Origin of the sequence: Paraburkholderia hospita (genome assembly GCF_002902965.1) — a bacterium.
GTDB lineage: Bacteria > Pseudomonadota > Gammaproteobacteria > Burkholderiales > Burkholderiaceae > Paraburkholderia > Paraburkholderia hospita.
In genome coordinates this window covers 544,624-563,175 of the sequence record NZ_CP026107.1, presented here as the reverse complement: position 1 = coordinate 563,175, position 18,552 = coordinate 544,624, and the positions used below count along the sequence as shown (strand labels likewise).

15 protein-coding genes and 1 pseudogene are annotated in these 18,552 nt (G+C 60.0%); 8 read left to right on the top strand and 8 right to left on the bottom strand.

The window, feature by feature from the left end; translation table 11 throughout:
- Positions 1-17 precede the first annotated feature (17 nt).
- The gene (locus C2L64_RS35755) at positions 18-827 is read right to left on the bottom strand and encodes an SDR family NAD(P)-dependent oxidoreductase (RefSeq protein WP_009769978.1); all 810 of its coding nucleotides are present in this window, start codon (positions 825-827) and stop codon (positions 18-20) included.
- A 179-nt stretch (positions 828-1,006) separates the two neighbouring features.
- Between C2L64_RS35755 and C2L64_RS35750 the strand changes: the two genes are divergently transcribed.
- Positions 1,007-1,954 (top strand): GlxA family transcriptional regulator, encoded by a 948-nt coding sequence (locus C2L64_RS35750; protein ID WP_009769977.1) that lies wholly within the window; start codon positions 1,007-1,009, stop codon positions 1,952-1,954.
- 12 nt (positions 1,955-1,966) lie between these two features.
- Here the strand turns inward: C2L64_RS35750 and C2L64_RS35745 are convergent, their stop codons facing one another.
- A complete protein-coding gene (locus C2L64_RS35745) occupies positions 1,967-2,362 on the bottom strand; it encodes a hypothetical protein (RefSeq protein ID WP_007742238.1) in 396 nt (131 codons plus the stop codon).
- A 1,055-nt stretch (positions 2,363-3,417) separates the two neighbouring features.
- Between C2L64_RS35745 and C2L64_RS35740 the strand changes: the two genes are divergently transcribed.
- A complete protein-coding gene (locus C2L64_RS35740) occupies positions 3,418-4,860 on the top strand; it encodes a sialidase family protein (protein WP_007742237.1) in 1,443 nt (480 codons plus the stop codon).
- Between the two features lie 296 nt (positions 4,861-5,156).
- Here C2L64_RS35740 and C2L64_RS35735 read toward each other — a convergent pair whose 3' ends face one another.
- The 3 genes from C2L64_RS35735 to C2L64_RS55165 all read right to left on the bottom strand — a co-directional run bounded on the left by C2L64_RS35735 (position 5,157) and on the right by C2L64_RS55165 (position 8,413).
- Positions 5,157-6,293, bottom strand: coding sequence for a TadG family pilus assembly protein (locus C2L64_RS35735; RefSeq protein ID WP_009769975.1), 1,137 nt, complete (start codon positions 6,291-6,293; stop codon positions 5,157-5,159).
- Positions 6,286-6,873: a TadE/TadG family type IV pilus assembly protein gene (locus tag C2L64_RS35730; protein WP_238554836.1), complete on the bottom strand. Its 588-nt coding sequence runs from the start codon at positions 6,871-6,873 to the stop codon at positions 6,286-6,288. The genes C2L64_RS35735 and C2L64_RS35730 overlap by 8 nt, the downstream gene beginning before the upstream one ends.
- Positions 6,874-8,014: 1,141 nt before the next feature.
- Positions 8,015-8,413, bottom strand: a complete 399-nt coding sequence (locus tag C2L64_RS55165; protein ID WP_085954645.1) for a hypothetical protein — start codon at positions 8,411-8,413, stop codon at positions 8,015-8,017.
- Between the two features lie 1,211 nt (positions 8,414-9,624).
- Between C2L64_RS55165 and C2L64_RS35715 the strand changes: the two genes are divergently transcribed.
- Positions 9,625-9,786, top strand: coding sequence for a hypothetical protein (locus tag C2L64_RS35715; RefSeq protein WP_238554835.1), 162 nt, complete (start codon positions 9,625-9,627; stop codon positions 9,784-9,786).
- A 105-nt stretch (positions 9,787-9,891) separates the two neighbouring features.
- On the opposite strand, the gene C2L64_RS35710 is transcribed toward C2L64_RS35715, so the two are convergent.
- Positions 9,892-10,086 (bottom strand): hypothetical protein, encoded by a 195-nt coding sequence (locus C2L64_RS35710; RefSeq protein WP_007749515.1) that lies wholly within the window; start codon positions 10,084-10,086, stop codon positions 9,892-9,894.
- Between the two features lie 347 nt (positions 10,087-10,433).
- Here C2L64_RS35710 and C2L64_RS35705 point away from each other — a divergent pair.
- Positions 10,434-10,622: pseudogene (locus C2L64_RS35705) on the top strand (trehalose synthase); the annotation flags it as partial.
- A 245-nt stretch (positions 10,623-10,867) separates the two neighbouring features.
- Positions 10,868-11,347, top strand: a complete 480-nt coding sequence (locus C2L64_RS35700; RefSeq protein ID WP_007749536.1) for a hypothetical protein — start codon at positions 10,868-10,870, stop codon at positions 11,345-11,347.
- A 112-nt stretch (positions 11,348-11,459) separates the two neighbouring features.
- Here the strand turns inward: C2L64_RS35700 and C2L64_RS35695 are convergent, their stop codons facing one another.
- Complete coding sequence (locus tag C2L64_RS35695) at positions 11,460-12,656, bottom strand: hypothetical protein (protein WP_039902063.1); 1,197 nt, start codon at positions 12,654-12,656, stop codon at positions 11,460-11,462.
- A gap of 222 nt (positions 12,657-12,878) precedes the next feature.
- Here C2L64_RS35695 and C2L64_RS35690 point away from each other — a divergent pair, with 222 nt between their 5' ends.
- The 3 genes from C2L64_RS35690 to C2L64_RS55930 all read left to right on the top strand — a co-directional run bounded on the left by C2L64_RS35690 (position 12,879) and on the right by C2L64_RS55930 (position 16,620).
- Positions 12,879-13,118: a type II toxin-antitoxin system ParD family antitoxin gene (locus tag C2L64_RS35690; RefSeq protein WP_100216096.1), complete on the top strand. Its 240-nt coding sequence runs from the start codon at positions 12,879-12,881 to the stop codon at positions 13,116-13,118.
- Between the two features lie 262 nt (positions 13,119-13,380).
- Positions 13,381-14,514 carry a sensor histidine kinase gene (locus C2L64_RS35685; RefSeq protein ID WP_009769970.1) on the top strand — a complete coding sequence of 378 codons (1,134 nt, stop codon included), beginning with the start codon at positions 13,381-13,383 and terminating at the stop codon, positions 14,512-14,514.
- 1,338 nt (positions 14,515-15,852) lie between these two features.
- Positions 15,853-16,620 (top strand): cell wall anchor protein, encoded by a 768-nt coding sequence (locus tag C2L64_RS55930; RefSeq protein WP_167449603.1) that lies wholly within the window; start codon positions 15,853-15,855, stop codon positions 16,618-16,620.
- 411 nt (positions 16,621-17,031) lie between these two features.
- On the opposite strand, the gene C2L64_RS35665 is transcribed toward C2L64_RS55930, so the two are convergent.
- Positions 17,032-18,363 (bottom strand): leucine-rich repeat-containing protein kinase family protein, encoded by a 1,332-nt coding sequence (locus C2L64_RS35665; protein ID WP_039900849.1) that lies wholly within the window; start codon positions 18,361-18,363, stop codon positions 17,032-17,034.
- Positions 18,364-18,552 lie beyond the last annotated feature (189 nt).

The following is an 18,552-nucleotide window of genomic DNA, read 5'->3' as shown; positions in this document are numbered from 1 at the left end:
AATATGGGTTGGCGGACTTACTGGGCGGTGGTGGCGTTCGACGTGTAGCGCGGCGCGGCCTTGGCGTTCGCGAACCGGGGAGCCAGCGCGCGACGGTCGGCCTCCCACTTCGTCCAGTCGTCGCCATCGTGCAGCGTCGGGATGGTCACGAGTTCCCCCTGATCGAGGCCCGCGAGCGCGGCGTCCACCAGATCGTCGGCTGTCATCGTGCTTGCGGCTTCCTTTTGCTTCGCATAGCCAGCGACTTCCCAGAACTCGGTTGCCGTCGCTGCCGGCAGCACGGTCTGCACACGCACGCCCTTGCCTGCGAGGTCGCGCTGCAGCGCATGACCGAAGCTCAGCACATACGATTTCGAGGCGCTGTACACACCGTTCAGCAGTTCGACTGCAATGCCGACCACCGAACTGATGTTGATGATCGTGCCCGAGCCTTTGGCGACGAATGCAGGCGCAGCCGCGTAGGTGAGACGCGTCAGTGCTGTGATGTTCAGGTTGATCATCGATTCCATGGAGTCGACGTGACCATCGAGAACCGATGCGACCGAGCCGACGCCCGCGTTGTTCACCAGCATCGTGATGCGCGGGTCTTCACGAAGCAGGGTCTCGATTTGCGCGAGTGCAGCCTTGTCGTTGAGATCGGCGGCAATTGTTTCGATCGAGCGGCCCGTCTCGTTTGTGAGGCGCTCTGCGAGAGCACTCAGCCGGGTCTGGTTGCGAGCCACAAGAATGAGGTCGAAGCCGCGCCTGGCGAGACGGTCAGCGTAGATGGCGCCAATGCCAGCCGACGCGCCGGTGATCAGCGCGAAACCATTCGTAGAGGAAGTCATTTTCAGTCCTTTGAGTAGGTGGTTGAACCAACAGAGCGTCGGTTCATGGAGCGAATTCTGACCTCGGCCGCCCGCGACCTCAATGCCATATATGCAAGGATTTCGGTCACGCTTTCACCCACAATACCGTCCGTTATGTGCTACCTTCAACGAATCAGGCCATGACTCGCGAGGCATCAATGCATACCGTCGGACTCGTCGTCTATCCCAACTTCCAGTCGCTCGCGCTCGCGGTGGCGAGCGTCTTCGAATACGCCAATCTGCTGCGCGGCGAGGCAGCTTACGAATTCAGCATCGTGTCCGAGCACGGTGGACCTATCGCCTCGTCCCAGGGGTTTTCGGTTCATAGCGAACCACTTGCCAAAGAGGGCTACGACACCCTCATCGTGGCGGGCGACAACGAATGCCGCCTTCCTTCGGCTGCGCTGGTGGATTACCTTCGGGAAGCGCCGCGCCAATCACGGCGAATTGCGTCGATCTGTACGGGTGCTTTTGTTCTGGCTGCTGCAGGCCTGCTGGAAGGAAAGCGCGCAACGACACACTGGTTCCACGCGCGTGACTTCCAGAAGCAGTATCCGAACGTACAACTCGAAGAAGATCGCATCTTCGTCGTGGATGGACAGATCTGGACGTCGGCCGGCATGAGCGCCGGCGTGGATCTCGCGCTTGCGATCGTCGAAAACGACTTCGGGCTGGACACCTCGCGCATGGTTGCGCGCAAGCTGGTGCTTTATCAGCGCCGCGGTGGCGGTCAGTCGCAGTTTTCGGCGCTGCTGGAGATGGGCGCGCGCTCAGACCGTGTTCAGATGGCACTTGCCTACGCGAGCGAAAACCTGGCGAGCGATTTGTCGGTCGAGCGGCTGGCCGAAGCGGCACGGCTCAGTCCGCGTCAGTTCAGCCGCGTGTTTCGTGAGGAAACGGGTCAATCGCCCGCGAAGGCAGTCGAGCGGCTTCGCGTTGAAGCCGCTCGTCTGATGATGGAGACGACGCGTCACCCGATCGAGATCGTCGCGAGAGAGACTGGCTTTGGTGACCGGGAGCGGATGCGTCAAGCGTTCCTGCGTGCATTCGGTCAGCCACCGCAAACCATACAGCGGGCGTCGGGTGTCACGCCCCTTGCGCTTTAAGCGTAGTTCGCCTTACTGCTCGCCCGGCGTCCATTCCGGGCTATAGCCGCCCAACGCCGGGTGATACATTTCATCCCCGGAATGCTGGGTGAATTCGACATTGAGCCGGTCTTCACGCAGGCCAAGAATTTCGATACAGTGCGCGCACAGCGCTTTGGCCACATCCATACGCAGTTCGGGCGTCCTGCCCTTTCTGATGTCCAGCATCATGACCGCGACCGGGGTGGGCTCTTCACCGGCCTCGGGAATCCGCCAGACACCGCCATCTCCCAGTTCTCGAATCGCGACGCTGATACGCCTGATGTCAACCGACATCATCCGCGCGTAGGTCTCGCTCATCTTCAGCGCCAGGAGCCGCTTGTCCTTCACCGAATAGTGGTCGGTTACGTCGAGTTGCAGGTAGGGCATGGTCGTCACACTCCTTGAAAGCCCCATTTTTTCACTGGACATGGAGCCTCTCCAATGTCAGATGCGCAAGGTTTCCGGACACGCGAGTGATCGCGTTGCTCAGTGAGGATCAATTTGTAGACGCGGCGGGACCGTTTGCGCGCGCTTTCGTATGCGGCCATTATTCATCCGACGCGACATGATCGGCGAGCTTGCGCAACGCAGCGGCCGATTTTCACCCGAGTACCCCCCCGCTCGTTCACCTCGGTCCAGTGCATGAACGCTTGACGAACCCGCGCTGCGTCCATGCGCGCTAACGCGTCACGTTTGGCCCGCCCATCCCGCTCATCAGGCCCCAATTCGACCAGGCCGACAGCGGAATAATCGGTGGTCGAATGGCAACGACCCGTTGTTGCCCTTCGGCACATTGCACTGATCCCCGAGGAGTGGACGCCTGCGGACGTTGGTCCGACATCGTCGACAAAACAGTCGGCGATCGTTCCGGTGATCACGTCTACCGCGCTGAACGTGATCGTTGTCGCCGACGCTGGCATTACGACACAGACACTCCGAACGGGATGCGCTCGTTGGCCCCGGCCCTATGGTGACGCGATCAGGCAATGCGTATGTGCCGAGCGGGCGTCCGGATCCCATGTCAGCACATGTCGAAACAGTGCCTGGTACGGCTCGACAGATGAGAGTGCGTATCTCTTTCAAATGTTACAAAAAATCCCCGCAACGTCCTTCGTCACGACCTAAAGTCCATTCCACGCATCAGACAAATGACGGACTTGGCAGAGAGGCCGGTCATCGCGAGGCGAAGCTTCTGGTGCGTGAGAAAACCGTTTGATATCTGGTAGTGCAGTCTTGACCGACGCGCTGGCGGTGATCAGCGCTCGCGGTCTGTGGCGGTTGAAGCGGTAGCGAATCTGGCGAGCGAACAATGGTGGACACAATACGCGCCGACGATGCCATCGATGAAACCATCGGCGAAGATGCAATGCCACTCCACTTCTTTCGCAACTGCCAGCAGGCTACTGTGGGCTGTTACAGGCCGCAATGGAAAGGAGCCTTCCATGCGTTGCGACAAGCACCGTGTACTCTTGAGCGGCATTCCGCTCGCTGTTGTCCTCGCCACAATCATTCCGACTAGTCAGGCTGCGCCCGTCCTGGTCTCCGGTCCCAGCCCCTTTGCCGCTTGCACCATAGGCGGCCCGGGCACGAACTACGTGAACGCCGAAGTCGAACCCTGGATCGCTACGAACCCAAACAATCCGTCGAACTTGATCGGCGTATGGCAACAGGACCGATGGAACAACGGCGGCGCTCACGGCCTGGTTGCCCGCCCGTCATCCGATGGCGGTTTGACGTGGGGCACGCCGGTTGCACTGCCTTTTAGTGCGTGCGCAGGCGGAACTGACTACGAACGCGCGTCCGATCCGTGGGTGTCGATCGGCCCCGATGGAACAGCGTACGCTGTATCGATCTCCTTCAATCAATCCAACAACAGCAATGCCGTGCTGGCTTCCGTTTCGAAGGATGGTGGCCTGACGTGGGCGAAGCCAAGCATCATCATCGCGAACAACGAACCGACCTTGCAATTCTTCAACGACAAGGAATCGGTGACGGCCAATCCAACCAAGGCAGGCGTAGCCTATGCTGTATGGGACCGGCTGGAATTGCCAAACGGCAATCCCTACGCCAACAGGCATACGGCCGCGTTCCGGGGACCATCGATGTTCTCGAAGACAGCCGACGGCGGCATGACATGGAGTCAGCCATCCGTGATCGTGGCGGTGCCTTCGCGGCAGCAGACGATCGGTAACCAGATCGTCGTCAACTCGCAGAGCGGAACGCTCTACGACTTCTTCAACCTGATTTCTCCGCCGTTCTCCAAAGCGGCCGGGAAGGTGGCGTTCATCAAATCAACTGACGACGGCGCAACGTGGACGAAGCCGAAGATCATCTCTGGTTTGCAGACCGTATCGGTGTTTGATCCGAACACCGGCGAACCGGTGCGTTCAGGAGACATTATTCCCGAGCCCGCAATCGATCCAAAGACCGGGCAACTCTATGTCGTCTGGCAGGATTCCCGCTTCAATGGCGGGCACTATGATGAGATCGCGCTATCCACTTCCAAAGACGGCGGCAGCACATGGAGCGCTCCGATCCGGGTCAATACACCCACGGGAAGACCGGCATTCAACCCGAACATTAGCGTCAATTCGTCAGGGACCGTTGCCGTGACGTACTACGATTTCCGCAATCTGGCGGATGGCAACACCACGACACTACCGACGGATATCTGGCAAACGACATCGGCGGACAACGGAACGACGTTCGCCAATGAAACTCATCTGGCGGGAGTCTTCGACCTCAAGACCGCGCCGGACGCCGAGGGCTTCTTCGTTGGAGACTATCAAGGGTTGGTCGCGATCGGTTCGACGTTCGTGCCGTTTTTCGTGCAAACAAACTCAGGCAATTTGGGCAATCGCACAGACGTGTTTGCTCAGCCTTAGCCATAACAGTATGTGTGGGAGCTGCGGCGCGCTGCGCGCCGCAGCTGTGAGCCGCGTTCCCGATGCAGGACACCCCACGACACACCTTTTTGTGCTCGCCTTATTACCTGGTTGCGACCTGGAACCGCCCGACAAACAGCGTAGTACGAAACCGCTCGCCCGGTAGAGGGCGCCGGCCCGCGGTAGTGACATCGGAGAGACGTCTGAAACGTTTCCATCGCTTCATTCGATTCGCTTTCGCTTGGCGGAACTGTTAATAATGCTAATCATATCGTCGCACCGCATACGTCGGCGAGTCACTGAACCAGACGCGGCGGTGTGATCGCTCCATAGTTCGGCCCCACGCCGCCAGAGTTAACCGCCTGACATTTATCCGGCTGATTGCTCATCTGCACGAGTATGTAAGGCTTCGATCCGTTATCCGCCTTGAGAATACGCACACATGCAAATGCCACGACTGGCTGGTAGCCCGTCGCGACGTTATTGACGACTGGCACCGTTTCGTATTCGCAGGAATGGTCCCCGTTAGCACTACAATTGTCGACGGACGTGTAGAGCGTGTTCTTTTCACCAGGCTGGACGTAGGTTCCAGGCTGTGATCCGATGCCAAGCGAATCCGTATTCTGGCCCGCGATCAGTCCTCTCACGAACGGGACATCGTTTTGCTGAGTAGTCAGCGTCGTCCACTGCCCCGCTTCGCAGCCATTCGCCTGATACGCCGATGAAATCTGGAAGACGTACGGCGCATTGGGCGTCTGATTCACCGTCTGTCCGCTGATGGGTGCGGTGCTCGTGGCCAGCTTCGGCGAGTTGGTCGACGAATTCCAGTAGCTGTCGTAGAGGCATTTGGAAACTGCGACCGGAAAAAGACCACCGGGACCAACGTAACCGGGCCTCGACACGGCAGCTGTCGCCGTCGCAGTGGCCGACAGCGACGACACCCCCAGGATGCTCGCCAGATAGACAGGTATGCTGCCGTTCGCATTAGCAGTGCTCTTCGTCATCGTCACCCGAATGGCGGGCAAGTCGTTCACGCCAGGCGTAAAGGGCACTCCCTGCAGCGTGCCCGGCTTACCCGTCACGTTCCAGTAGCCTGAGCCGACCTGCGTGACCTTGATCACTGCTCCCTGAACCTTGTTCGACGTTGCAGCCGTGGCAAAGCCGGATGCCTTTTGTGTCGCAGTATTCCAGTCAGGTTCGACTGCCGTGGTGTTACCGCACTGCGCACGCTGATAAAGACACGGTGCGCCCGCAAGGGCTGCAGCGTCCGCTGCATTCTGCAATTCGTTTCGCGCGACCAGCAGATTGCCAATATCGATCGCCAGCGCCGCGAACCCCAGCAGCGACACCAGACTCACTGCCGTAATCACGGCAACCGAGCCTCGCTGCTTCGCTCTGCTCATCCCGTAGTACATGATGGCCGCCTCACTCATTGTTCATGATCGTGGTGGCCGTCATCACGATCGGCCCCGTGAACACCGACAGCATGGCGCCCAGGCCCAATCCTGCGTACTGGTACGAGACGGTAACCGTGAGCGGAGTCCCGAAGGTACCGCCCACACCGGAAGGAACACTGACCGTTGGTGTGTTGCTCGCGCCGAACGTAATCAGATAGTTCTGACAATAGGCGAGGACCACGTTTGTGACGTCCTGTTTGCTCGGCTTCGGAGTGCGCAGCACGACACCCGCGCGTGCGCCTTCACGACTTGCATTCGTGATCATTGCCTTGTCGTACAGCGCTACGCCGAACTCGACGATGCTGAAGATGACCAGCAGCAGAAGCGGCAACACGATCGCAAATTCCACCGCCGCTACGCCGCGCTGCGCCTTGAGATTCGTCCGGCGCCGTCTGCTCGCTCCAGACACATCTTCGCAAACGTCACCATGTCGAATCCCTTCGACGACGTTTCCCCGCAGGCACGAACGCCAGATCGCGATAGACGCCCCGTGATCAAACGCAGGATCTCGCTTCATGATATTCCCCCGTGGTCGCTTCATTTTGTTGCCCGGCAAGGGCGGGCTTCGTCACATGCGTCCGGGTACTGTTCAAAGCTCGCCGGCGCGAAGTACCCGTGATTTTGCAAATGACATGCCATGGTCGAGCGGGCCTTGCAAATCTTGATGATGATCGACTGTCATTGCAGATCCGGCACGCAGAAGTACCGAGGATGTTTCACGCCCGACACGCCTGAGGGACGAGAGAGACGCACGCGTGCGGCGTTTCGATGCTTAAAGGCTCGATACGCAGAGATGCTGGTAGATGCCCAAACCGTATCGGGCTTGAAACAGCGCGGTGAATCGCGGGGGATAACAGGATCCGGACGGCTTAAGCAATCCTTAAGGAGCCACGGCGATAACCACTCTCAGATGGGCACGGTCACGCACATCCATTCTTCAGAAACGTGGCTTCGGACGAAAGACTGTTCAGTCGATCTGGCGCTGCAGGGACGACGGAAGTGTCGCTTCGGGTGACAGACGCGATGCATGACCACGTTCCCTACGCGACACAATGGGCCGAGAATACAAGTCATTCACAACGGCATCGTACATCGAAGACCCGTCACCGTATAGCGTAACGAGCTTCTCGCAAAAACGCGCGCTAATCGAACGCGCGCTTACGCGCGTGCATCGAGTACTTCAATGCGCAAGACACAGTTCATCCAAGCCGCCGCTCGTTAGCAATTTCCCTTCTTCGCCTGACCGGGCGGGCAATAGCCATTGCCCTGCCCTCCCTGGGGCTTGCCTTGCGGTACGACGGCTGCATGAGGTTCATCCGGCACATACACCGCACAGCCAGACAGTCCAGCCACTGATGCCGTCAACAGGATCATGATTATTTTCATTTCACGCGTCGGGGAAGACGTCGCGGTCCTCCCGACCTCCCAGCTCAGAAGTTGAAATTGATGCCAGACTGGCTATCCGCCGATACATTGGCATCCCTCGATTGAGTCGCGCCACTCGCGCAGTCGGCTTCGACCGTATAGCTCCCAGCAGCACCGACTGCCTGCGACAGCGTGGTCGGAAGGAATCCTGGAGTGTCCTCGTCATCATTGCGGCCGCTGGCATTGCGAGCGCATACGCGCCTACTTCGAGATTGGCGTTCATCGATGCCAACTCGGACGAACAAGGTGCCTGCAGTGCCTTCGTCGCTTTATCAGCTCGAATGGCTGATGGCAACGCGCTGGCTGTGGTGAAGATTCGTGCTGACCCGTGCATGCGAGCGTGAATGTGAGTGCTCTGCATGATCCGCGTGTACACCGGTACGGCTCGTTTGCGCGGCGGATCGATCTGCCTGCGTGCCCGATCGATCCGCCGCGCGGGCAAGGCCGGCATCGCGATCGGCTGAATTAAAGCCGTTGGTATTACTTAGCCCCTTGCTGCTCATGTGACCAGCGGACATGCCACCCGCGTTGCCGCCCAGCCCGCCGTGTCCGGCGCCGCCGCTGCTTCCTCCTCCATTACCGCCTCCACCGCCATTGCCACCCGCTCCCGCAAAAGCCGACATGGACGCAAGTACCACGAGGCCAGCGGCAATCCATTGCACTGTTTTCATCTTCGCTTTCCCATGTTCTGCCCGAATGGTTCGATTGTACGAACGGCGCGCACCTGTGACTCCGGGCAGTTGTAATCAACTGTAAATGACTTGGTCGCGTAGTCACGGATCGGGCGCAATCCGCTTTGAAGTCGGTAGACGCTGAACTGAAGAGGGACGTCGGATAACTGCCTCGTATTTCGCCAACAGCTGCGTGCGTCGATAGTTTCATCGCGGTTATCGGGACTCGGCCGGTCTCCAGCTGCCGATCATTTCTGCCGCATCAGCCCTATCGCGCTGAATTAATCGCTCGCTAAGAGCAAGGACAAACCCATCGAGATCTCCGGTTCCGTAATTCGCTACAAAAGCAGACAATGTTTCTCCGATTGCCTGCATCAAGGAGGATCGAGTAAGGGTACTCGCGATCACCGACGATCCACGGGCTAATTCGAGCGTGTATCTGGTCTCAATCAGAGAGCGAGTAGATTTGAGCCGACTGCTTTTCGCCACTCGCCTGTTTGCGCTTCTCTCAATCATTTCGTTGTAGCAGCAACTACTAATTCGACGCAAAGTACTAGATGATCACGTGAATCTCCTCGTCCGCCCCTCCAAAAAAGAGGCCGACGCGCAGCATCGGCCTTAAAGTGCCGAATTGCGAGGGCACAGCCTTCGGCGACGCAAACGATGTCACGTTCTTTCTCGCGTCTCACTCGGAGTTTTCCCTATCATGAGAACGGCAGGCCGCCGCCACTTTAAATAATGCAACGTTGATGAATGTTACTAAATGATCTCTGGAAACGTGAGACAAAGTTCTCGTCGCTATCCGCCAGATAATTTGTCAGTCGCATTCGAACCGGCGACAGCGCGATGTATCAAGGACGCAGAAGCAGATGACTACCCCCTCCTCCTTCTATTGAGCCAAGGTCCCGAAAAATTCATCTGCAGTCGAAATATGCCTCTGCGCCGATTCGCCGCCGCATTCAAGCGCACAAGCCACTCAAAGCACCGTCGAACAAAGGTGAAGCTGACGCACTCACCAGAACCTTCAGCAGTGAAGTGAGTATTGTCAACCTGTGCTTGAGCGGTGAACACTTTCATCATCTTTGATTTGCGGCATGACGTCACGCTGGTTGTTGCAATGCGAAGCAACGCTAATGGCAACGGCCGGGTGCGCAGTGGCGTGGGCCGTCACCTGGAATGTAAGTGCGGCAACCGACCTGAAGGAGGATGTCGTGAGTGAAACGTTTATGGCGTACCTGATGGGTCCGGCCGTGATGTTGATGGTCGGCGTGGTGCTATGGCTTGCCACCCGCCATCACGGGAACGCACGCGAAGGACGATCAAGCCGATGGCTTGATACTCATTACGTCGACCTGATGCATCATCGACATTGAGGGTTCGATCGGCGGATGGCAACGAAAGACCAGTCCCCCCACATCAATTCGACGGCGCACTGACTTCCGAATCCGGGCGGTCCTTCATTCATATGGATCGACATGTCAGTGCATGCGTGAAAGAGTACGAAGCAGGGAATCCCCTTCCTGGGTCACGCGAGGCAGCACGCCCCCTCCTGCCAGCTGCTCCATTGCGACCAGCTGACGGTCGAGTAACGCGTCGAGTTCCGTCCGGTCAGCAATCTGGTCGGCGGAGTCCTTGACTAGCATCAAGGTCGCAAATTCGTGAGCGCTAAGCATGCCTGCCTCCTGATAGATCGACTAGGTGCGGTAGGGATCGCGCCGGTTAAGGCGTTCGCTTTTGGCGACGCATGGCCGGTGGCGCGTCTGGCTGCGATATGCGGTGGGAGTTGATAGTAAAAGGAAGATCCGGGACGCGGCAATTCGGGTCGTCCCGCATATTGGACATCTTCGGAGCAAGACCTGCCGCTATGCGGCGCATAGCGTGCTTTCGCATGATGGCGACTGCGTGACTGCACACGGGACTGGTCTCCACTATCGATAACACGACCGGCTCGCGTCAGCTTCGCCCTTCTGGTGTGCCTCCTGGCAATCCCGGGCACATCTTCTCTGCTGTTCGGCGACATTTACATAACTTCGGCGCCGAGGCATGCACCGTGAAGTTTCGCTCGGGCTGCCGCCTGATCAATCTGCTTTCGGACGACCACAGCCGGCCTGGCGCCGACGGTCGCCATGCGGTGGTGCTCGAACCTTATGGCTATCGGTGGTATCGGGTCGGCGGTCTCGACTATCTTTTGACGCGTTCGGAAATATAGAAATGCCGCGTGAGCAGGTCGACCAAATTATTTAGGCTTCTTTGCGAAATATTCTGCGATTTGTTCTCACGCACATTTCTCATCTTTTGTTCATTCATGTGTTGACTCTCTAACTGCGGCATGTCGGTTGCTTTGAAACAGCTTGCACCGTCGGATAAAGAACCTTGTGGCTCACTACGCCTCGAGAACGGTGGATGTTTCTGAACAGCACTCGCCACAACCGTGTATTCCAAGGGAGGAAGATCATGAAAAAGATTGTCGCGGCTCTCGCATCCGTATTGCTCGTTTCCACGGCGTTCGCACAAACTGCGACGCCATCGGAAGCCGGCAAAGCGCAATTGAAGGCAAACAGCGAAAAAAGCGAAGCGCAGGCTACTGCGAACAAGAAGAAGGCCGAAGCTCAGAGCGACGCCGACAAGGCTCAGGCGTCCGCGAACGAAGACAAGGCTTCAGCTCAGGCAGACGCCGACAAGAAGGCGGCGAAGATGGAAAAGGCAACGACGCCAAGGGAAGCGTCTGATGCGCGCGCAGATGCAACCCGGGCGCAGGCCAAGGCCGACAAAAAGAAGCACGATGCGCAGGCCAAAGCGGATCGTAAAAAGCACGACGCAGCCAATGATGCGAACGTTGCTCAGGCAAAGGCTGACAAGGATAAAGTCGAGGCGCAGAACGACGCGAACCAGAAAGCCGCCGATCAACGGGTCGACGCCGCCAAGAAGCAATAAAGAGCAATAGAGCCCTTCTAGGGGGCGGGCGAAAGTGCTCGCCCCCTACGCCAGACGCCTTGAACGCGATGTGGACCGAATCAACGATCAACGCAATGTGAAGGCAGCAGCGTCAATGGCCCGTGACGCGTTCCCACCCATGCCGGACGGCAGCCTTGAAACGTTCCCACCCGCTTTCAGGGTAACGCGACTCCCAATCCTCGCGAGCGCTCGACTCAACCCGTTGCCAGTCCTGCTCGCGATATCGCTCGTCCTGTCCGAGCGTGGCGCCATGTGTGTAGGCGCGCCGATACTCGTCATAGGAGCTACCTGCATCCGCGTAGTGAGCGTCGAAGTCTTTTCGAAACTCATCGTCATAGGGGTCTTCTAACGGAGTGCCCATGATGGGATCGCCCACCAGACCTGTCGTGCGCGACCGTTCCGCGTGTACCGCGCTCGTGGTGCTATCCGACGTGTGGGTTACGCTGCCTTTGAGCTGTGCGGATACATCTGAAGATGTGCGAGCTAGCCCGACATCGGGTACCGCCGAAACCTGTCGCTGCGTCTGTTGCATTGAAGGTAGTGTCTCCGGCTCCGCCGAACGCGTCGTCACCTGCTGCATCCCGCTGACTGTTGCCGGGTAGGCAGTGTCTCGCGGTTCCTCTTTCCAGGTGCCATCGCCGGTAGCCGGCGGCACGACATGAGCTGACGAGGTGTCGCGCAGCGAGGCGGGTGCTTCACTCTCTCCCGTCGCGAATGCCATTCTGCGTTCCGTTGTTTCCGTTGTATCACCTCCCTCCCGCAGCATTGGTGTTGCTTCGGCGCTCGCGGCTCCGCTCGGTTCGCTGGTTGACGATCGCAGTTGTGCGGCAGGTTCGCCCGCCGTCGCGCTACCGCGATGCAGCGAGTCCATTGCGATGTCTGCCTTGCCGGACCCATTCCGCCAAGCGTTCACCCGCTCTTCAATGTCGGCTGCACCCATGCGGCGCATGACATTGCGAGCCAGATCGACCTGCATTTCGGATACATCCGCACTGACAATCGTCCCACCGCGGCGAATGAATTCCCTATAGTCCTCCGCTTCCGGCGGGTACTCGCCACTCTCGAAGAGCCGTGCGAATAATTGCTCAAGTTGATCAAATACCGGCGTCTGATGGCGCAATCCGCCACTGCCCGGTGTATAAACACGCGGCCCTTTCTCGACTGGCGTACTGACCGACGTCGAGTAGAGGGAAATATCGGCCTGAGCCACGCCGGCCTCGCAGAGCGCCCGTTGCGCCGAACACGCATCGACATAGCTGTCGTACACGCCTATCACGGTTTGTCTCATGTGTGCCTCCCTACCAATTTCGGAGCGGCCTTCCTTCACCGCTGTACGCTCCGAAGACGCAACGCATGTGCCCGCAGGGCGTTGCAGGCACGATGAACTTCGTCAAGCGCAGGCGCGACGCTTGCCGCGCGCGCCTTTGCGATACCCAGGGCACATCCGGTGGTGCATCGCGTTTGGGCCGGGTAGGATAAAGTACGGCCCTACGGTGTGCAGGAACAGCTTTTGCCGATTAAGCATGCGATCAGTGTTTCCCTGACTGAGCATCTGGATTCGTTCGTGAAGTCCGAACTGGCCGCGGGCCGCTATCGCACCGCCAGCGAGGTAGTTCGAGCTGGGCTACGCCTGCTCGAAGAACAGACTACCCAACGCCGCGCGCCGGCGGCGCCGTCCGGGTTGACCGATCGGCAACCCATCACCGGCAGCACTCGCTCCGCACGCCGGTCCGGATCGGAGGAACAGTAATGTCATCCGGTGATTTCCCGATCGTCGGCATGACCGGGCGTATCGCGCGTACCCAGATGTTCACAAACCTTTTGATGAGCGTGCCCTCGTGAATGTACTCGTGTCGCCCCATCCCACCTGAGCCAATTTTCGATTCCGGCGAGGAGACATTTGCATTCGCGACTCCTCGTCCGCTCGTGAACGCCTGTCACCGGTTTGCACATCACATAGGCACGCGGACTACCCTGGAGTAACGCCAAGTTCACGGTTCGGAGACGCCGGCATGCGACTTTCAGACTTTATCTTGCGAGACCTGGAGCCGATTGCGAAGCAGTGGGAGGCATTCGCGGCCACCCTTCTACCGGCGGCGGGACATATGGAACCACTGGAACTGCGCGAGCATGTGAAAGAGATGCTGCGGGATGTGGCAATGGACCTGCGTACCTCACAAACCCGCGAAGCCCAACGCGAAAAATCCATGGGACGAGGTACCGGTCTGATCGATCCGGAAGAAGAAACAGCTGCGCAAAAGCATGGCGTCCTGCGCGCACTGGCAGGCTTTAGCGTCAACCAGCTCGCAGCCGAATATCGCGCCCTGCGCGCCAGTGTGCTTCGTCTGTGGATGGACAACTGCAAATCTGAAGCGCCCGATCTGGGCGATGTCATACGTTTCAATGAAGCGATCGATCATGCGCTTGCCGAATCGGTCACCTCGTTCAACGCGCAGATCGAGCAGAACCGCAACCTGCTGCTTGGCATGCTGGGGCACGACATGCGTAGCCCTCTGCAGGCGATTCAGGTCACAGCATCTTATCTGGCGGTACTCAATGCGGGCGAGCAGGTATCGAAGGCCGCTGGCCGCCTGATACGTAGCGGCGCCCGGATGCAGGCGTTACTTAACGACCTCACCGAATTTAACCGGACCCAACTAGGCCTGGGCATCAACGTCATACCGGCGAATATCAATCTGGCGGATGTGCTTGCGGACGAGGTGGATGAGTTGCGCGCCATTCATCCCGACAGGCAGATTGATCTGGAGGTCAATGGCGACTCGCAGGGAGACTGGGATGGTCCGCGTCTGCAGCAGTTGCTCGGCAATCTTGTTCTGAATGCTATCAAGTATGGCGCACCGGACGCGCCTGTACGTGTGACGGTGACTGGCGACGCAACGCATGTCCGTATCGATGTCAGTAACCGCGGAGCCGCGATCGGGACCGCGACGCTGGCCCGCATCTTCGATCCCCTGATGCGCGGACCGGATCGTCAGAGTGATGACGAGCGGATCGGTAGCCTTGGATTAGGGTTGTATATCGCAACCGAAATCGCCAAGGCCCATCAAGGGGCGATCGAAACGCGGTCCGACGATACGGAAACGACCTTTTCTGTGTCGCTGCCACGCGGGCGCGCGGAAGCGTAAAAAGGAGCTGACAGTTCGTCGCTGCGAAGCGTTATGCCGCGCGGAAAACCGCCCTTCCTCTGCTATGTCCAGAAGGCGATGTGTGATGAAGCTGGACGATGACATGCGTCGAGACCAGTGGAGTGCGCCGCGTCACAGACACAGCTGGCGATCATCCAAACTACCTCTTTGGCTCTGCGGAGCGCCCTACGTCGTTCGTGGGGCGCGGCCGCGACGGCTGGGAAGCTTCCAGCGTTCACGCCATCGGCCAATCTAAGCGCCGGAGAAAAACTGCCTACCGAATACCATTCATGTGAAGAAGTTGGCGATTTAGCAGCACGTTCGAGCGTTTGCTACATCACGCAAAGGCTGTTGTTATCCGGTTACAAACCCGGAAACGGACTCACGCTGAATACCCCTGCCAAACGCCGGCAAGCGTCGACTGGACTGTGTATGCCGATGCTATTTCCACGATCTCACAATTCAATTGGGGGTTCGGCTTAACAGGCACAGCGAATGTTTTACCTGCATCGTGTTGTCGCCAACTGCGGAGTCATCCAGCAAGCTGGACTCCGGCCACCCGTCCGGATCGGCCAGGAAGTTGGCGAGCGTCTCCATAGCTCAAAGGCTTACGATAGAAAACGTACACCGCTCCCATTGCCTTGCGGAACCAGGGGTCGAACACGCAGAACGGTCCCGCGGCTCATTTCGATGAGCACTCCCGCGAGGGGACGGCACATGAACGTAGTAAATGGAAGGATCAGACGGAACGATCCGAAGCGGGTTGTAATGTTCAGACATGCCGAGCTTGCGCATTCGGGTGCAGTTAGCCCGGATGCAGACATCAAGGCCGCACGGCCTGCGCGGGGCAGACGCCTTGCGCTTTGGGTTGCGTCGGCAAGCGCATTGGCGGTTGTGGTCACGTGTATCGTCGCGTATGGCGATCGGTTCGACCATGAGCAGGCGCCCGGCATCGTCGGACCCACGTCGCCAGCGCAAAGCACGTCTTGGTCCGGTCATGTCGCGCTACCGTCATCGCCTCCCGCTCGAGGCAACGCGGTTGCCAGTGTTGAGCTCGCCCCGCCTGTGTCTTCCGCTCCGTCCGATCATCGTGCTGGATCTACTCCGGATTCTGCTGCGCCGCAGTCGGTTACACGAGGGCATGCCGAAACACGCGATGCCGCCACACAGAATCGCCGCCATTCGGCGCCGCGCGTGAGAGCAATCGCGCGGCATGCGCCCGAGATCACACGCTCCACTTCGCCGACGCTACAGGCGTCTTCGTCCGGTCATGCCGCGACATCATCGTCACCTCGTGCCCGGGAAACTGCAATTGGCAGTGTTGGGCTCGCCCCGCCCGTGCCTTCCGCTTCGTTCGATCACCGCAGCGCACCTTCTCCGAATTCTGCTTCATCGCAACTGGCTGAAGGACACCTTGCAGGTGGTCATGGCGTCGGTTCGGGTGCGGGCGGTTCGGGTGCGGGCGGTTCGGGTGCAGGCGGTTCCGGTACAGGCGGTTTGGGTGCAGGCAGTTCGGGTGCAGGCGGTTCCGGTACAGGCGGTTTGGGTGCAGGCAGTTCGGGTGCAGGCAGTTCGGGTGTAGGCAGTTCGGGTGTAGGCAGTTCGGGTGCAGGCGGTCACGGTGCGGGCGGGCCGGGCGCAGGCAGTTCGGGTGCAGGCGGTCACGGCGCAGGCGGTTCGGGCGCAGGCGGTGCGGGTGCAGGCGGTGCAGGCGCAGGCGGTGCGGGCGCAGGCGGTGCAGGCGCAGGCGGCGCGGGTGCAGGCGGCGCGGGTGCAGGCGGCGCGGGTGCAGGCGGCGCGGGCGCAGGCGGCGCGGGTGCAGGCGGCGCGGGTGCAGGTGGCGCGGGTGCAGGCGGCGCGGGTGCAGGCGGTCACGGCGCAGGTGGTGCAGGCGCCGGTGGTGCAGGCGCGGGCGGTGCGGGCGCGGGCGGCGCGGGTGCAGGCGGTCACGGCGCAGGTGGTGCAGGCGCCGGTGGTGCAGGCGCGGGCGGTGCGGGCGCGGGCGGTGCAGGCGCGGGCGGTTCGGGTGCCGGCGGTCACGGCGGAGGCGGTTCGGGCGCAGGCGGGAACGGCGGGGGCGGTCACGGCGGGGGCGGGTCAAGGTAATTGGCCGCCTTCTGAATAAAAAAATGAGTCTCCGGCCTGACAAAAGCAAGCGACTGGCGCGCTCGCGGCACGCGATTTTCGGCAGCCTGTCGAGTGGCCGTAAGTGGCCCGGACACGGTCCCACGCCGGGCCGCGGACACGATACCTCCAGGCGTGCAACGCACGCCCAACGCGATCACGTCAATGACGAAGAGACGACATGCAAAGCATCAGAACGATGCGTCTCGCCGGCAACAAGCAAATGCCGATTCAGAATGGCTGTGGCCTGCATGGCCCCCGTTCATCGAGCGGCTTCCCGTTTGTTTGCGTCGTCGAACGACGATTACTGAAGGTCGCGACGAACTCGCACGCTGAATTCCTTTACGGGCGGATGGACCCGTTATCCGACGATCGCAGTGCCGCCTGCTCCGCTCAAACGCTCAACGCAGACAGCCGCTCGATAATCTCATCGAACGAAGGCCGCATCTCGACGCGCTCGCCGAAACAGTCTTCGATCAGCCCATCGAACCCAGCGGCGAGGTCATCGGCCTCTCCGGCCAAACGTTGCGCGAGTTCTTCGAGCAGGCAGCCGAACGCGCGCACCTCAATCCGCTCGAGCGCCAGCGCCCGTGCGCGATCATCGATATCGTGGCACGATGCCGCGCCGAAGTCGCCGAGCAATACGTGCCCTGCGCCGTCATGCAGGATGTTGTGCGCGTAGAGATCGCCATGCATGATCCCGCGCCGATGCAGATGCTGCGCCGCCGATGCGATCCCGCCCGCGATATGCAACGCAACCGGCTTGTCGAACCGTACGTCGTCCACGTAGACGTCTCGTGTACAGGAGTCGAGGCTCGGAGGCCCGGCGAGATTGCCGAACGACGGATGGATCAACTTCATCACGAGGCCGTGCTCGTCGAGCGGATGCCCCGAGATCTTGCCGAGCACCGGGATGAGATTCGGGTGCTGACCGGCTTGCAGACATGCGGCCATTTCGAGCTCCGGCAAACCGTCGCTCGTTATCGCGCCCTTGAACAGCTTGACGGCGACCGCCTCGACCGGATGCCCGTCGCTCAGGAGACGCGTCGCGCGATGCGTCACGCCGGATGCACCCTCCCCGAGCGTTTGTCCAAGCGCGAGCGTATGCCAGTCGATTTCCGGCACCGGCGCATCGGCCAGCGCCACCTGCTCGCGCGCTGCGTTCAGCGGATTGCCTGCGTAGGCGAGCCACGCGAGCCGCGGCAGGCGCAAGAGCCAGTCGGGCAAGGCGTCGAGCCGGTTCGCCGAAACGCGCAGCAGTTCGAGGCGGCTGCAAGCGGCCATCGTCTCGGGCAGCGACCGCAACCGGTTGCCGGCAAGCATCAGCTTCTGCAAATTCGGACGCTCGCCGATTTCCGCGGGCAGCGTTTCGATATCGTTATCGGTCAGGATAAGCCAGCGCAACCGGGGCGGCAGCGCGCGCCCCGAAACGTGCTGGATGCGATTCGCCTTGAAGCCGACCATGCTCAGCGATTCGCAATCACCGAGCACGGCCGGCAACTCGGTGAACGGGTTATTCGAGGCGAACAGGACGCGCAGTTGGCGCAGCTTCGGCAAATCATCCGGCAGCGATGTGAGCGCATTGCCCGACAGGTCGAGCACCTCCAGGGTGTCGGCGAGGTCGAAGATCTCGCGTGGCATTTCGGTCAACCCGCAGGCGAGCTTGATCTGTCGCGCACCGGCGAGTTGCCCGTCACGCAAGTCTTCAGGGGTAACAGTCTTCACACGTAGATTGAATCGGAGAATGGCAAGGAAGTCGCAAGCGCCGGAGCGCAATGCGGCCGGTTCAGCATCGGTTGGTCGTCGCTCTTTATCTGGCCTCTATTCTATCGGGCGAACCGCACGATCAAGCATCCGCGCTCCGCCAGCGAGTGGCCGGTTGTGGTCGCACGCGGTCCATCAAACTCTTCGTGT

Excerpts from the sequence above, each read along its gene's own strand:
- C2L64_RS55165 (WP_085954645.1), bottom strand. The coding sequence starts at position 8,413 with ATGAAAACAGTGCAATGGATTGCCGCTGGCCTCGTGGTACTTGCGTCC.
- C2L64_RS35685 (WP_009769970.1), top strand. The coding sequence starts at position 13,381 with ATGCGACTTTCAGACTTTATCTTGCGAGACCTGGAGCCGATTGCGAAG.
- C2L64_RS35735 (WP_009769975.1), bottom strand. The coding sequence starts at position 6,293 with ATGAGTGAGGCGGCCATCATGTACTACGGGATGAGCAGAGCGAAGCAG.
- C2L64_RS35755 (WP_009769978.1), bottom strand. The coding sequence starts at position 827 with ATGACTTCCTCTACGAATGGTTTCGCGCTGATCACCGGCGCGTCGGCT.
- C2L64_RS35740 (WP_007742237.1), top strand. The coding sequence starts at position 3,418 with ATGCGTTGCGACAAGCACCGTGTACTCTTGAGCGGCATTCCGCTCGCT.
- C2L64_RS35745 (WP_007742238.1), bottom strand. The coding sequence starts at position 2,362 with ATGCCCTACCTGCAACTCGACGTAACCGACCACTATTCGGTGAAGGAC.
- C2L64_RS35700 (WP_007749536.1), top strand. The coding sequence starts at position 10,868 with ATGAAAAAGATTGTCGCGGCTCTCGCATCCGTATTGCTCGTTTCCACG.
- C2L64_RS35710 (WP_007749515.1), bottom strand. The coding sequence starts at position 10,086 with ATGCTTAGCGCTCACGAATTTGCGACCTTGATGCTAGTCAAGGACTCC.
- C2L64_RS35695 (WP_039902063.1), bottom strand. The coding sequence starts at position 12,656 with ATGAGACAAACCGTGATAGGCGTGTACGACAGCTATGTCGATGCGTGT.
- C2L64_RS35750 (WP_009769977.1), top strand. The coding sequence starts at position 1,007 with ATGCATACCGTCGGACTCGTCGTCTATCCCAACTTCCAGTCGCTCGCG.